The following is a 14,309-nucleotide window of genomic DNA, read 5'->3' on the forward strand; positions in this document are numbered from 1 at the left end:
CCTCCGCAGGCCACGTAACCGAGGCTGGCTCAGCGCCGCACTCGATTTTAAACATCTGATTAAAAACCAGTTGCAAAAAGTCGAACGCCTCTTCGCTAAAGCCGAACGGTGTAGGTAGAAGAATAAATAGTTCGACTTTTTTAGTCCGTCGCGGCGGCGGATGTGGCTTCTCACTTTTGCTGGGCCTGGCGCCACTACCAGGTCATGTAAACGTAAGGAGCCATGTGCCATTCCCCGCTGAGCCAACTAACGACCCCGTTTTTTTTACTACCCCTGCCCGCCCGCGCCAACCAAACCGTTGCCTGCCGCAGCTGGCAGCCCCGGTACCGAGCAGTACTACTCGGGCTGCTCTGCACGCTGGCCCTGTTCGCCTCTCCAACCCAAGCGGCGGAAATAGGATGGCCTGAACCGAGCCCAGGCCGAGCGGGGGCTCGGTTGCCGGCTGGCAAAACTGTGGAGCAAAAGCTAGCTTACTTCCTGAAGCTAACCGATTCGCTTCGGCAGCAAGCGCACAACCCCGGCATGGCCATTGCCATTCTGCACGACAAAAAACTGGTGTACAAGGGCGGCCTGGGCTACCGCGACGTGGCCAAACAGTTGCCGGTCACCAACAACACGCTATTTGAAATCGGCTCCTGTACCAAGGCCTTTGCCGGGGTGATTACCGCTCAGCTGGTGCAGGAAGGCGTATTGAGTTGGGATGATAAAGTCCGCCGGCACTTGCCCGAATTCACGCTGGCAGATGCCTACGCCACCCAAAACGCTACCCTCCAAGATATCTTCACTCACCGAGTTGGGCTCGACCAACATTACTACCTGCTCTATGGGCCGGCATTTACCGGAAAGGAAGTACTAACGAAACTTCCCTTTCTGAGCTTTAATGGCACTTTCCGGGAGAAGTTTCTTTACAATAACCTGCTGTACATGGTGGCCGGCATTTTGGCAGAGCGAGCCACCGCTACCCCCTGGGAAGAGCTAGTCCGGCGCCGAATCTTTCAGCCCCTGGGCATGCACGCGTCGTTTGCTACCTCCCGGGAGTTCCTGCAGTATGCGGAGCATACCCTCAGCTACCGCAACGACGGCAAAACTATAGTGCCCCACACCAACCTAGATGCCAGCGGCGCGGCCGGCAGCATCAGCTCCACCATTACCGACATGGCCACTTGGCTAAGTATGTTGGTGAACAAGGGCGCGCTCGGCTCCCAGCCCTTCCTCTCGCCTCAGCAGTTTGCCTACCTGACCAGCCCCCTAACCGTGCGCAATGCCGCCGAGGAAATATTCTACGGCATTGGCTGGGACGTTGACACCAAGCGAAACATCATTTACCACGATGGCCGAACGGCCGGCCAAAGCAGCCGCATTTTATTGATGCCACTAAACGGGTTCGGCATCGTCATCATGTGCAACCAGCAGACGGAGCTGCAAAACCTGCTAATCCGTTATGCCACAAATATTTTCGTGGATGATAACTATGCAAGAATGACTGATTTCGAGCAGTTTGTTATTGCCAAGGCTAATAAGGCCACTGATAAAGAACTGCTCACTCCCCTACCCATCCAGGACAAAACGGCTTTGGCCCTGCTCCCGGCCTGCATCAGGGAATATGTGCATCCGGCTTACGGCACTATCACGCTTACCCAACCCGCTGCTAATCAGCTACATTTTCAGTATTACGGCTTTCAGGGATTTGCCCAGCACCACCACAACCAGCACTTCACGGCGCTAACTACCCACGATACCGGCCGCGACAAATTCGACTTCACAGTGCTGCAAGATGCCCAGCACCGGGTAACCGGCTTGGAGGTTGTACTTCCATTTACCAAACCCTTGCGCTTCGAAAAAGTACCCGCAAACAAGGCGTTACCCAAAGCTCGGAAGCCCTTAGGCAGGTAGTAAGCTTAGTCGGTGTCGGAGGTGAGGGCAGCGGCCAGCCGTTCTCTTATCTTGCAGCCTACCTACTACCCTTGTCTACCAACCTGATGCTGCCTTTCTCTATCCGTTTGCGCTGTTTGCTAGGCGCGTGGCTGCTTCTTGCGGCCACTATGCCCGGCCGGGCCCAGCAGTTTACCCCGCAGGTCCGGGAGTTTATCAAGGTAAGTAGCCCTTCCATTGCCTTGGTTGATGCCAAGGTGATTGATGGTACCGGTAGCCCGGCGCGGCTGCACCAAACCGTGCTAGTGCAAGGCGGGCGCATTGTGCAGGTAGGTCCGGTGAAGAAGGTGAAGGTTCCCGTTGATGCTCAGGTAATCAATTGCGCGGGCAAAACCCTGATTCCAGGCCTGGTAATGCTGCATGAGCACCTGTATTACACCATGCCGGCGGGCGGCTACTTCAACATTGCCCAGATGCCCTACTCCTTTCCTCGGCTATATTTGGCTGGCGGGGCTACTACCATTCGCACGGCGGGCAGCATTGAGCCGCAAACCGACCTAGCCATTCAGCGCATGATTCGGGAGGGCAAGCTCATTGGTCCCGAAATGGACGTAACGGCTCCTTACATGGAAGAGCCGGGCTTGGATATTCCGGCCCTGAACACCATCAACGGCCCCGACGATGCGGCCGCGTCCACGGTTTTCTGGGCCAATAAAGGCTGTACCTCCTTTAAGATGTACATGCACGCCACGCGCGCCGACCTGGCCGCCGTGGTGCGCGAGGCCCATGCCCGCCACCTCAAGGTAACCGGGCACCTGTGCTCCATTACGTATCGGGAGGCCGCGGAGCTTGGCATTGATAACCTGGAGCACGGGTTTATGGCCAGCACGGATTTTGTACCCAACAAGGCAGTTGATGTGGCAGATTATCCCGCCGGGCGTCAGTCGTTGCTGCAGCTACCGGTGAACAGCCTGGCCATGCAGGACCTGATTCGGCTGCTGGTCAGCAAAAAAGTCACGCTTACCTCCACCCTGCCCGTTTTCGAGCCCTACACCAACCGCGAGGTAGTGCTGGGCGGTGGTTTGGAGGCACTGATTCCGCAGCTGCAGGAGCGCGAAACGGCTACCTGGCAGCAGAACCAGCGGCGCGATACGGCCAGCGTACGCCTGTTTAAAAAGGAAATGGCCTGGGAAAAGCAGTTCTATGATGCCGGCGGCTTGCTGGTGGCGGGCACCGACCCCACCGGGGCCGGACGTACCATTGCCGGGTACGCCAACCGGCGGCAGCTGGAGCTACTGGTAGAAGCTGGTTTCACGGCGGTTGAAGCCATTAAAATCAGCACCCTGAATGGAGCCCGCTACCTAAACCGGGACAAGGAAATAGGCACGATTGAGGCGGGTAAGCAGGCGGATCTGGTGCTGCTCAGTGGCGACCCGGAGCAGGACATCCAGCAGGTTCGGCGCATGGAAATCGTGTTCAAAAAAGGCGTCGGCTTTGACTCGGGCAAACTACTTGAGTCTATGAAAGGCAAGGTTGGATTAAACTAGACTAGCGTGCCGGTGGGGAGCAGTGCACCACGTTGCAAGCTACTTGATCAAAGCGGCACGCACGACTCTCAGTTCACAACTCACTTTCTATCAACACAATATACCCAAGCTGCGGTACCTACACAGCTTACTGGGCCGAGAAGCGGAAGGCGGCCGGGCTCAGGCCGGTTTTGCTTTTGAACAGCCGACTGAAATAGTACGGATACTCGAAGCCCAGCCGAAAGGCAGTTTCGTTCACGGTCAGGGAGGTGGTGAGCAGCAGCTGTTTGGCTTTCTCAATCAGGCTGTGATGGATGTGCTGCTGGGTAGTCTGCCCGGTCAGGGTCCGCAGCATGTCGCCCAGGTAAGCGGGCGACACGTGCAGGGCCTCGGCGAAGTAGTGCACCGTAGGCAGGGGTAGTTGGTTGCCGGGCGCAAAGTAGGCCCCTAGCAGGGCTTCGAAACGGGTCAGCAAATCGTGCGCCGGGGTGCGCCGGGTCAGAAACTGGCGGTGGTAGTAGCGGTTGGCGTAGTTGAGCAGCACTTCCAGCTGCGAAACCAGCACATCTTGACTAAAGGCGTCAATGGGCCGCTCGTGCTCTAGCTTGAGGCTGTGCAGCAGGCTGTCGAGGCTTTGTTCTTCCTGAGCTGACAGGTGCAGGGCCTCGTGTACATCGTAGGAAAAGAAAGTATAGTCGGCTATGCGCTGGCCCAGGGGGTAGCGGGCCAGCAGGTCCGGGTGAAACAGCAGCATCCACCCGCTAACCCCCGAAATATCCAGGCTCTCATCTACGCGAAACACTTGGCCGGGAGCCGAAAAGCCCAGCACACCCTCGCTGAAATCGTAGGGTTGGTGCCCGTAGTACAGCGGCCCGTTCAGGCCCCGTTTCAGGAAAACGGAGTAGAACTGCAGAATAACGGGTGCCGTTACGGGCGGCGCGCCAGCCGCTTGCCCCAGCTCCCGACTCCGCCGCAAGTCAATGAGCGTGAGCAGCGGATGCGCCGGCGCCGGCAAGCCGTACAACCGGGTGTAGTCCGTAACCGTGGCTAGCACCTGAAACGCTTGGGAGGATGGCTTCATGCGGAAGTACACAGAAACGAATGATACAAAAGTCGCACAAGGACACGGCCGGCCCGCTGCCCCAATTTACATGCCTTCGGGGTAAGCTCCGCCAACGACGCTACCCACGGGTAGCACCGCATCCAGCTCGGCCAGCTCGGCGGGGCTGAGCTGGATGCTGGTGGCGGCTACATTCGCTTCCAGATACGGGCGGCGCTTGGTACCAGGAATGGCCACTACCCCTTGGGCTAGCACCCACGCCAGGGCCAGCTGCGCTGCACTCACGCCCTTGGCCGCCGCCAGGGTGTGGAGGGTGTTTACCAGCTCCAGGTTTTTGTGGAAGTTCTCGCCCTGGTAGCGCGGAAAAAATCGGCGCGAGTCGGTGGGTTCGAAGTCGTCCGGAGTCTTGATGGTACCCGACAGAAAGCCCCGGCCCAGCGGCGAATAGCCTACGAAGCCAATGCCCATTTCCTGGGTAGCGCGTAGCACCCCGTTTTCTTCCACGCCCCTATCAAAGAGGGAATATTCGGTTTCCAGGGCTGTGATGGGGTGCACGGCGTGTGCCCGCCGCAGGATGTCTGCGGATACTTCGGAGAGGCCCAGGTAGCGGACTTTGCCCTCCTCCACGAGGCGGCTCATGGCGCCTACGGTTTCTTCAATGGGCGTTTCTGGGTCGAGGCGGTGCAGGTAGTAGAGGTCCACGTACTCGGTTCCCAGGTTGCGCAAGGAGCGCTCAATGGAGGTGCGCACGTACTCAGGCCGGCCATTGTAGCGCCCGTTCCAGTTTCCATCGGCGCCAATGGCAAACCCAAACTTGGTGGCCACTGTGTACTGCGCCCGGCGGCCGGCAATGGCCTGGCCCACCAGCCGCTCGTTGGCGAACGGGCCGTACACATCGGCCGTGTCGAGCATGGTGACGCCCAATTCCTGGGCGCGGTGAATAGTAGCAATGCTTTCCGCATCGTTGGGGGTGCCGTAGATAGTGCCGCCCGCAAAGTTTGACATGCCCATGCAGCCCAGCCCCTGGACTGAAACGTGCAGGCCTTGACGGCCCAGAGCAACTTGTGCAACGCTGTTCATTAGTAAGAAGGTTAGTAGGAGTATGTGGTTTGTTTGCCTGGCAAAGGTCGGGCGGGCTACTGCCGGGCGGCCTACACAAACCGCTGCTTCTAGCACACAAACTGCCGCCACACTTAAGCGCACCGGCAGAAACCAGAGGGTAGAGTAATTGGGCGGGGCACATTGCTGCATAGTTCACCTCACCTTCCATACCTTAACCCGGCGGTAGTGCGTTACTCGCCCACTATTCACTTCGCTACCATGCCCGGGCGAAGGTGACATTGGCCCATTTCACTCGTTAGTCGTTCCCCTATTCCCTCCCCAGTCCCATGAAAAAAGTATCCCGGCGCAGGTTTGTTGAGCAGCTTGGTGTAGGGGTAGGCGCCGCGGCGTTCTTGCCTTCCGTTGCGTTTTCTGCGGAGAAGCAGGCTCCGCTGTATGCCGGCAAAAAGCTCCAAGTGGCCCTCTGCGGGCTGGGTCGGTACGCAAACCTGGTGCGGGAGGGCTTGGCGGCGTCACAGTATTGCCAGCTGGCCGGAATCGTTACGGGTACCCCGGCCAAGGCCGCCGCGTGGCGCACCGACCACCGCATCCCCGAGAAGAATGTATACTCCTACCAGAACTTTGATAAGATTCTGACCAACAAAGCTATTGATGCCGTGTACATTACCCTACCCAACGCCCTGCACAAGGAGTTTACGTTGCGGGCAGCCCGGGCCGGTAAGCACGTGATTGTCGAGAAGCCCATGGCCCTGACCGAACAGGATTGTCAGGAAATGATAGCGGCCTGCAAGAAGGCCGGAGTGCAACTAGCGGTGGGCTACCGCCTGCACTACGAGCCCCACCACCAGGAAATCAAACGGCTGGGTCAGGAAAAGTTGTTTGGGCAAGTCCGCCTGATTGAGTCCTCCCTGGGGTACCGGCTGGCCGGTATCAGCCCCGACGACTGGCACCTAAAGAAAGCCTTGGCCGGCGGCGGCCCGCTCATGAACCTGGGGGTGTACTGCGTGCAAAGCAGCCGCTACGTGCTTGGGGAGGAGCCGGTGGCCGTTACGGCGCAATTCGGGCCCGTTACCATGCCGGAGCTATTCAAGGAGGTAGAGGAGTCCATCAGCTGGCAGCTAACGTTTCCCAGCGGGGCCGTGTGTACTTCTACTACCACTTCTACGTGCAACATCGACCGGTTTTTTGCCTCGGCCGATAACGGCTCCTTTGAGTTGAGCCCGGGCCTGAGCTACGGCCCATTCCAGGGCAAGAGCAGCCAGGGCGCATTCAACTTTCCCGTGCTTAATCAACAAGCTGCCCAGCTCGATGGAATTGCTCCTTACCTACTGGAAGACAAGCCCTTGCCGGCTCACATTTCTGGGGAAGAAGGACGAAAAGACCTGCGCGTGCTGGACGCCATTTACAAAGCCGCCAGAAGCGGAGAAAAAGTCACGCTACGGTAATACTTCCGCCAGCCGTTACAGTTTATAAGCTATTATCTTATAAGCAGTTAAATAAAACAAATTAACACTAACTACCAGCGCAGCCACCTGCCAAGGCCGAGCCGCAGGCAACTGGCAGGTTTTCGGGGCCAGGCTGGGGTAGCTTAGGGCTGGCCCGGCTTGCGCTTAGCTCGCCAGCGCAACCAGCGCTGACGCAGAGGGTTTGGCAGGGGCTGATTGCCGGTCCACTGCTGCCCATCTGATGCCAGGTACTGTTGGTAGCGCTCGGGCTCAACGCGCCGCCGGTCCACAAAGTAAAGTCCGCCACGAAAGCCCCGGCGTCGTACCCACTGATTGATCAGGTAGGCGTGCAGGCGCTCCAGGGAATGGAAGTCGCGAGTGGGCACGCCGTAGTCGCCCTGAAAGTAGCAGCCCGCCTCCACGGGCGGGCGCACGATGCCTAGCGCATCTCCGTGGCGCAAGCGGCTAATGTCGGCTACCCAAGCCCCATTGATGATGTTCACGGCCGGGTACGGGGAAGGATTGCCCCACATGACCTTGCGCCCCGCCCCGTTGACGTTGGCAAACCAGGGCAAGTGCGACATGACGAAGGCCGAGAAGTAGGCAAACTCCTGCGGGTCATAGTTTCGCTCGCGAAACACCAGTGTGACTTCGCGCCCTTCCTGACGAATCAGCCGGCGCAGCTCCTGACGAAAACGCGTATCGGCTAGGTACTGCATGGCCTCGGCGAAGGTGTTGAAAAGCAAGGACAGGCCGTTGTAGTGCACCGCGCCGTGCAGGTAGTTGATGGCGTGGGGCATGCGCCGCTGCGGGCCGTGCGGGATTTCCGGCGTAGCCACCGACTTGCGCACCATGGCTGCCAAGAAGCGCCCCACTTTCCCGACGATGGCTTCATCCGGCTCCGGTACGTAGTCGGCTTTGGCCCACTGCGTACCCACTGGGGTACGAAACACGAGGTTGCGCGGCCAGATGGGTTCTTCCGAGTTAGGCAGCAGTCCCGTCACCCAAGGATGCTCAGGAGCCAACAGGCCGGCGGGCATCTTGTGAATGGACAGCAGCCGCATGACGTGAAAGGCCCCTCCCGTGTTATGCAGTACGTTACCGCGCACGACATTCTGAGTCAGGAAAAACGCTTCCTTCACCCGGTCACGCTTGCGCGCTTTTTCCAGGCGGGCAGCGGAAGGACGAACAGGTGGCACGGAGGGTTCTGAAGCAGCCATAAGGACGTGGAAAGCGAGAAGAACGTGGACGTTACGCAAGGTACAACGATGTTCCCCGGTTGGCATTGCTTCTACCCCAGGATGCCACCACACCACCAGCTACCACTTCTGCCGGCATCCTTGCTCCGCCTCAGCTACCTAGCACCAACCTAGCCAACTCGCGGCATGCTTCCGGCACGGCAGCCTCCTACCCCGTGGCGCGGATAGCATAGTAGACCGGCCGATTCCTGCGGGAGCAGATGCTACTAGAGAGCTACTACCGGAGCCGGAGCGCCAAAAGCGGGGGCATAGTCGCGGGCGAAGCTGGCAAAGGAACGCGGGGCGCGGCCGGTGGCCTGTTGCACGCCCGGCGCCACGGTGGCCGCTTCTCCGCGGTGGTAGTGGGCGTAATCTTCCACCAACCCCTCCGCCATCCAGGGATCCATGCCCAGGCCCAGCAGCGCCCCGCGCATGGCCGCCGGGGGCACATCAAGGAAAGTTACGGGGCGGTCGGTGGCCAGGGCCAGTGCACACGCCATGTCGGCGTGGGTGAGGGCCTGGGGACCGGTCAGGTCGTAGGTGCGGTTTTCGTGGCCGGTTTCGGTGAGGGCAGCCGCGGCGGCAGCGGCAATGTCGCGCACGTCTACCACGCTGATTCGCGCCTCCCCGACAGGGGCGAAAAACTGGCCTTGCGCCGCAATGGTACCCTGAAATGCCAGCAAGCCTTGCATAAATAGGTTGGGGCGTAAAAACGTGTACGCGAGGCCGCTGGCCCGGATGGCGGCCTCCACCACGGCGTGGTAGCGCAGAAACCGCACCGGCGACTCAGCCTCGGCCGCCCATTGTGAAAGCTTGACCACATGCTGCACCCCTGCTAGTTGGGCCTGCTCTACGAAAGCCACCTGCTGGGCTTCGGCCTGGGCCGAGGAGGGCGTGAGTAGGAAGGCCCGCTTCATGCCCACCAGCGCCCGCCCCACGCTAGCGGGGTCGTTTAGGTCGCCGGTCACCAGTTCGGCTCCCGGCAGCTGCTGCAAGGCCATTGCCGGCGCGCTATTTACGTCGCGGACCAGGGCCCGGAATGGTACGCCCTGGGCCGCCAACCGCCGGGCAAGTTGGGTGCCAACCGTGCCAGTAGCACCGGAAATAAGCAGAGTTGGGGCAACACCGGTAGCCGGCAGGGCGGAGACAGAAGAATGCTTCATGAGCGTAAGAATGTAGAAAAGTGAACAGTGGGGTAGCGTCTGCTCGTGAGGGTTCCGCTCGTGAGAGTAAAGCGAGTACTACCTTAGGGGAAGAAGCTGTGACAAAGCTATCTGGCCCTTGCCGCGTAAACTTGTAAGAAAACGAAGCTGCCCGTGTCTGCCCTGCCCTCTTCCCTGCAAGAGCACTTCATGCTACCGCCGCCCGTTCTGCGGGAGGTTATCCAGCACCTAGTACTCTTCACCACTGAGCCGGGGGCGGCGCCCGTGGTGCGCACGTTGCTACCCGCTTTTCAGGTAGTGCTGCTCTTTGACCTCGGGCCGGGCCGCGCCGAAGTATGGCCCATCACCAGCGCGGCCCTGGCCCCGGTGTATCCGCTGGTAGGCAGCGGCCTACTTGGGCCAGTGAAAACGGCTTGGCAGTACCGGCTAGCGGGCGGCGCGCGGGTGCTGGCCGTTACCTTCACCCTGGCAGGCTTCTACCGTTTGTTTCAGATTCCCGTCGTTGCTCTGGGCCCTGGCCTGACTGACCCGGATGCCTTGGTTGGCCACCGGTGCTTTACCGAGCTTTGGGAGCAACTGCGGTCTTGCTCCGGCCCGGCTCAGCTTGGGTCGATGCTCACTGCTTTTTGCCTACCCTACCTGCGAGCGACCGACGCCTCCCAGGCTGAGTTACTGGCGCACTTGCCTCTGCTGGCGCCGGGCTCCCACCTAAATCCGCTCAAGGTGCTGGCTGCGGCTAGTCACCGCTCGGAGCGCGCCGTGCAGTTGCGCTTCCAGAAATACTTGGGCTTTTCAGCCAAGGAAGCAGCTCGTTTTCTGCGTTTCCGATTGGTGTTGGCCGACTTGCCGCACCCGGGCCGCCACGGTGCTACCCCAGACTGGGGCTCCCTACTGGAACACTACGGCTACTACGACCAAAGCCACTTGGTGCATGACTTTCGCCACTTTCTGCAGCAGCCCCCTTCTAAAGTAGCGGGGCAGTTGCGGCTTGGTGAAGCCATCTGCGTAACCCAACCGGAATTGCTCGGACCCCACAGCTAATATTTCCACCGGTAGAGTTGCTAAGCAAGGCAAGCGCTGAAGCAAGGAATAGGCTACCCTGGTTGCACCCGTAAAAACCCAGGTTACCAAGTGGTTACTTCTGCCATTTTACTACGTAGGTCTGATTATACTTTCACCTGCGCGGTAATCACCCACAGCAACCAACCCGCTTGTGGTGGCAGCTACGTAGGTTTGCTGATCCTCTCCTTTTCCTGTTTATGCTGCGTTGGTTGCTGGGTGTACTCGTGCTGCTGGTAGTTCCTGCTGCGGGCTATGCCCAGGACCGCGCGGACAGCACGCGCACCAGCCCCGACCGACTGCTGGCCTACTCCTTTGCCAACGACGCCTTCCTGCGTACGGACTACTACTTCACCCAGGGCATGACCTTGCTGCTGGTAAGCCCGGCGCTACAGCACTCACCGGTAAACCGAATCCTGGGGCCCGTTCCGCACGGCAGTATCTTGTATCACGGCATCCGGCTGCACTACGATGGGTTTACGCCCCTGCGAATTCAGGACCCTTTCATTCGGGTAGGCGACCGGCCCTACGCCTCCTACATCTACGCTGATTTGCTGCGCGTGGCCCGGCACCCGGCCCGCCGCTTGCTCATAACTACCGCCCTGAATGTGGGCTTTATAGGGCCGGCCGCGGGAGCCAAAGGCTTTCAAACCAAACTGCACGAATGGCTGGGGGCCCCCACCCCGCGCGGCTGGGACTACCAAGTGCGAACTGACCTGGTGCTGGGCTACGAAGGCCGGCTAGAAAAGCAACTGCTGGCCCTGGGGCACTTCTTGGAGCTAACCGGGCAGGCTAGCGCATCGGTAGGCACGCTGCACACCTACGCCGGAACGGGTGCCACTGTGCGGTTAGGGCAGCGGCCCTCGGCTTTTGAGTCGTTGGGTGTTGCCTCGCGGGGTAATCGCGCGGGGCAGCCACTGGTGCAAGCCTACGCCCAGGCGCAGCTAGAAGGTCGGCTGGTGGGATACAATGCCACCTTGCAAGGGGGGCTACTGAACCGCCGCTCACCGTACGTGCTGCCCACATCCGCCGTTAGCCGGGCCGTGGCGCGCGGCACGGGCACGGTAGGCGTAGGCTACGCGGGCGTGCGGCTGGAAGGTGCGCTAACGTGGATTTCGCCCGAGTTTCAGGGTGGCCGCACCCACCGCTGGACCACCCTTGGCGTGCAGCTTGCCTTCTAATACGGTGGCTCTTGCTGCGTATTCTTGGGCGCTCTTGCCCGCCGCTTGGCTTCCTAGCTGGGGCCTGGCATACTACTTGCAACCTGACAACCGTTCAGGTTCTGATTGGGCTTTTTTGCTAACAGAACGGCGGACAAATGGCTGGCTGTCAGCGGGCTGCTCAGCTGCTGGCTCCGGTCCTTCTGGCCCCCTTATCTTCTTTCTTTAATACCTCATGAATTACGTTTATGTGCTGCTGCTGACGTGTTTCACGTCGCTCAGTAACGTCGTCGGGTCCGGGCATCGGGAAACTGCTGCTCCCGTTCAGCAGTGGGCCGATGTGGACACCGCCCGGGAGTTGCTCCGGCAGTGCAATGCCTACCGTCAGCGGGCTGGCTTGCCACCCCTGGTACTCAGTGAAACGGCCTGTCGAGCGGCCCGCCTGCAAGCCATCTATAACCTTACCCACCGCACCCACGGCCATTACCACCCCCTCTACCCCACGCCGCGGGAGCGGCTGGCGGCCGTGGGGCACCGATTTGAGAAAGCCAGCGGCTTTATAAGCTACGGCTACGAGAACTGCGTGCGGTTTCGGGGCATGCGGCCCGGTAACCTTCGCAGCATTGAGGGCCAGATTTTGCGCGCCTATCAGAACTCGCCCAAGCACAACGCAACCCTACTCGACCCCCACCCCACCAAAGTGGGCATTGCTACCATCTACGACGGCGACGAGCTGCAGAACTCCATGGTTTTCTGCATTTAGCTTTCCGCCGCTTGGGGTAGTGGCGCGGCTCTCTACTCCAGCAATTGCACCATTTCATCAACCAAGTGGGCATCCATGGGCTTGATAAAGTAGCCCTGCACGGCGGTGTAGGAGGTGGCCCTTTTGATGTCGTCGGGGTTAATGGAGGAGGTGAGCACGCACACGGGCACGGGCTTGGGCCAGTGCTCGGCCGAAAGGGCGTCTAGAAACTCCCAGCCATCCATGACGGGCATGTTCAGGTCTAGCAAAATCAAATCTGGGAGTTTGGCGGGCTGGTCGGAGGCGCGGTGAAGCGCGTCCAGGGCGGGCTGCCCGTTCTTGTACTTTTGCACGCGCTTGAACGCCCCGTGCTGCTGCAGATACAACTCCGTGATTTTGGACGTAATGAAGTCGTCCTCAATGACATATACTAACTCAAACAATTTCACTAAAGTACACTTTGAAGGTAGTACCCACGCCAACTTCGCTGGCGACTTCAATTTTGCCGTTCATGGCTTCAATCTGGTTCTTCACAATAAAAAGGCCCAGCCCGCGCGCGTCTTCATTGTCATGGAAGGTTTTGTACATCCCAAAAATCTTGTTGTGGTTGCGGGCCATGTCAATGCCCCGCCCGTTATCGGCCACACTTAGCACGGTGTAGTCGCCCTCGCGGTAGCTATCCAGGGTTAGTTGCGGCGAAGCACTTGCCGAGCGGTACTTGATGGCGTTACTGAGCAGGTTAAGCAAAATGCTGTCTAGGTAGGCGGGTACTACCTGTACTGTTACTTCCTCCGGAATGTTCAGGGTAACAGTTAATTGGCTTTCGTGAATCAGAACATTCATGGCCTCCAGAGTGCGGCTTACCTCCTGGCGCAGGCCGCGCATCTCCTTGGGCTGCAAACCCATGTTATTAACCGTGACAATCTCATTCAGGTTGATGATGGTCTCGGCCAGCTTGTCGGTGCTGGTTTTGAGCATCTCCAGAAACATGGTGGCCTGGGCTTCATCCGTGGCGTTCTGCAGGAATTTTACCAGGGCCGTCAGGTTGGCGGAGTGCGAGCGGATGTTGTGGGAAATGATGTAGGCGAAGTTCTGAAGCCGGGCGTTTTGCTGGTTGGTAAGGGCCAGCAGCTGCTTGGACCGCTCCAAATTGTCTACCAGCAGCGTCACGTCGTAGCCCACGCACTGAATTTCCACTACCTCCCCGTTGCTGCCCACAATCCCTTTGAACTCCCAGTGGTTGGACTTCACCGCATTGTCGTGGTAGGGCTTGCGCAAAATTACCTGGTGGGGCACGTTGGGCTCTTCAAAGCACAGGCCCACCGTAACCAGGCACTTGGCGCGGTCCTCCTCAATAATGCTCATCAGGGATGAGGTGCCGATGATTTTGCTGTCCAGCCCGAAACGCTCGTAGAAGAAATCGTTCACGTAGGTGTAGTTGCCCCGCGCGTCGGTCCGGATAATGTACACCGACTGGTTGCCCAGAATTGCCCCGTAGTGGCCGGCTACTTCCTGGGCGCTGATTTCCTCGTTGCGCTGCCGGGTAATGTCTACCAGCACCCCGAGCAGGCGGTGGGGCTGCCCCAGGTTGTTGCGCAGCACCAGCCCCCAGCAGTGCAGCCACATCGTCGAGCCATCGTGGCAGGTAGCCTGTACCACTTGGTCGAAGGAGTAGGTATGATCGGCAATACTGGTGGCTATGTACTCAGCCGTAGCGGTTTCCTCCTCGGGGCTAATGGCTGCCTTCCAAGCCGCCGCCTGGTTGAACTGAGCATCGGGCTCATAATCCAGACTACGCCAGAATTTGGCAGTAGCCCACTTCTCCTGGTCCCCCGTCAGGTTCCAGTACCACAGCCCAGCCAGCGTTGATTCCTGGATAAAGTCAAAAACGGTTTCGTCTGAGGCTTGTAATGCGCGCAGCTCTTGCTCTAAATAACTCATTGTATTACAACTGCTTGTAAAGCTGAACAAAGAATGGTCGC

General features: G+C 59.3%; 12 protein-coding genes. 6 read left to right on the forward strand and 6 right to left on the reverse strand.

Annotated elements, in window-relative coordinates:
• Positions 1-222 precede the first annotated feature (222 nt).
• Both MWH26_RS11160 and MWH26_RS11165 read left to right on the forward strand, forming a co-directional pair.
• Positions 223-1,893: a serine hydrolase domain-containing protein gene (locus MWH26_RS11160; protein WP_247974348.1), complete on the forward strand. Its 1,671-nt coding sequence runs from the start codon at positions 223-225 to the stop codon at positions 1,891-1,893.
• 86 nt (positions 1,894-1,979) lie between these two features.
• Positions 1,980-3,419 (forward strand): amidohydrolase family protein, encoded by a 1,440-nt coding sequence (locus tag MWH26_RS11165; protein ID WP_247974349.1) that lies wholly within the window; start codon positions 1,980-1,982, stop codon positions 3,417-3,419.
• A gap of 127 nt (positions 3,420-3,546) precedes the next feature.
• Here the strand turns inward: MWH26_RS11165 and MWH26_RS11170 are convergent, their stop codons facing one another.
• Together MWH26_RS11170 and MWH26_RS11175 are read right to left on the reverse strand one after the other, a co-directional pair.
• Complete coding sequence (locus tag MWH26_RS11170) at positions 3,547-4,479, reverse strand: helix-turn-helix domain-containing protein (protein ID WP_247974350.1); 933 nt, start codon at positions 4,477-4,479, stop codon at positions 3,547-3,549.
• Between the two features lie 66 nt (positions 4,480-4,545).
• Positions 4,546-5,538, reverse strand: a complete 993-nt coding sequence (locus MWH26_RS11175; RefSeq protein WP_247974351.1) for an aldo/keto reductase — start codon at positions 5,536-5,538, stop codon at positions 4,546-4,548.
• A 308-nt stretch (positions 5,539-5,846) separates the two neighbouring features.
• Between MWH26_RS11175 and MWH26_RS11180 the strand changes: the two genes are divergently transcribed.
• Positions 5,847-6,965, forward strand: coding sequence for a Gfo/Idh/MocA family protein (locus MWH26_RS11180; protein WP_247974352.1), 1,119 nt, complete (start codon positions 5,847-5,849; stop codon positions 6,963-6,965).
• Positions 6,966-7,108: 143 nt separating this feature from the next.
• On the opposite strand, the gene MWH26_RS11185 is transcribed toward MWH26_RS11180, so the two are convergent.
• Entirely contained in the window at positions 7,109-8,185 is a 1,077-nt protein-coding gene (locus MWH26_RS11185; protein ID WP_247974353.1) for a hypothetical protein, read from the reverse strand.
• Between the two features lie 245 nt (positions 8,186-8,430).
• Positions 8,431-9,366 (reverse strand): SDR family oxidoreductase, encoded by a 936-nt coding sequence (locus MWH26_RS11190; RefSeq protein ID WP_247974354.1) that lies wholly within the window; start codon positions 9,364-9,366, stop codon positions 8,431-8,433.
• A 153-nt stretch (positions 9,367-9,519) separates the two neighbouring features.
• Between MWH26_RS11190 and MWH26_RS11195 the strand changes: the two genes are divergently transcribed.
• The 3 genes from MWH26_RS11195 (at position 9,520) to MWH26_RS11205 (ending at position 12,348) form a co-directional block, all read left to right on the forward strand.
• Positions 9,520-10,407 (forward strand): helix-turn-helix domain-containing protein, encoded by an 888-nt coding sequence (locus MWH26_RS11195; protein WP_247974355.1) that lies wholly within the window; start codon positions 9,520-9,522, stop codon positions 10,405-10,407.
• Positions 10,408-10,625: 218 nt separating this feature from the next.
• On the forward strand, positions 10,626-11,606 hold the full coding sequence (locus MWH26_RS11200; protein ID WP_247974356.1) for a lipid A deacylase LpxR family protein: 981 nt from the start codon (positions 10,626-10,628) through the stop codon (positions 11,604-11,606).
• Positions 11,607-11,820: 214 nt separating this feature from the next.
• Positions 11,821-12,348, forward strand: coding sequence for a CAP domain-containing protein (locus tag MWH26_RS11205; RefSeq protein ID WP_247974357.1), 528 nt, complete (start codon positions 11,821-11,823; stop codon positions 12,346-12,348).
• 32 nt (positions 12,349-12,380) lie between these two features.
• Here the strand turns inward: MWH26_RS11205 and MWH26_RS11210 are convergent, their stop codons facing one another.
• A complete protein-coding gene (locus MWH26_RS11210) occupies positions 12,381-12,776 on the reverse strand; it encodes a response regulator (protein ID WP_244696700.1) in 396 nt (131 codons plus the stop codon).
• Positions 12,763-14,268 carry a sensor histidine kinase gene (locus tag MWH26_RS11215; protein ID WP_247974358.1) on the reverse strand — a complete coding sequence of 502 codons (1,506 nt, stop codon included), beginning with the start codon at positions 14,266-14,268 and terminating at the stop codon, positions 12,763-12,765. The genes MWH26_RS11210 and MWH26_RS11215 overlap by 14 nt, the downstream gene beginning before the upstream one ends.
• Positions 14,269-14,309: the final 41 nt, after the last annotated feature.

The organism is Hymenobacter sublimis (assembly GCF_023101345.1).
GTDB classification, from domain to species: Bacteria; Bacteroidota; Bacteroidia; order Cytophagales; family Hymenobacteraceae; genus Hymenobacter; species Hymenobacter sublimis.

Bases quoted from the DNA above. Each gene is read 5' to 3' on its own strand.
- MWH26_RS11160 (WP_247974348.1), top strand. From the start codon at position 223: ATGTGCCATTCCCCGCTGAGCCAACTAACGACCCCGTTTTTTTTACTA.
- MWH26_RS11165 (WP_247974349.1), top strand. From the start codon at position 1,980: ATGCTGCCTTTCTCTATCCGTTTGCGCTGTTTGCTAGGCGCGTGGCTG.
- MWH26_RS11170 (WP_247974350.1), bottom strand. From the start codon at position 4,479: ATGAAGCCATCCTCCCAAGCGTTTCAGGTGCTAGCCACGGTTACGGAC.
- MWH26_RS11175 (WP_247974351.1), bottom strand. From the start codon at position 5,538: ATGAACAGCGTTGCACAAGTTGCTCTGGGCCGTCAAGGCCTGCACGTT.
- MWH26_RS11180 (WP_247974352.1), top strand. From the start codon at position 5,847: ATGAAAAAAGTATCCCGGCGCAGGTTTGTTGAGCAGCTTGGTGTAGGG.
- MWH26_RS11185 (WP_247974353.1), bottom strand. From the start codon at position 8,185: ATGGCTGCTTCAGAACCCTCCGTGCCACCTGTTCGTCCTTCCGCTGCC.
- MWH26_RS11190 (WP_247974354.1), bottom strand. From the start codon at position 9,366: ATGAAGCATTCTTCTGTCTCCGCCCTGCCGGCTACCGGTGTTGCCCCA.
- MWH26_RS11200 (WP_247974356.1), top strand. From the start codon at position 10,626: ATGCTGCGTTGGTTGCTGGGTGTACTCGTGCTGCTGGTAGTTCCTGCT.
- MWH26_RS11205 (WP_247974357.1), top strand. From the start codon at position 11,821: ATGAATTACGTTTATGTGCTGCTGCTGACGTGTTTCACGTCGCTCAGT.
- MWH26_RS11215 (WP_247974358.1), bottom strand. From the start codon at position 14,268: ATGAGTTATTTAGAGCAAGAGCTGCGCGCATTACAAGCCTCAGACGAA.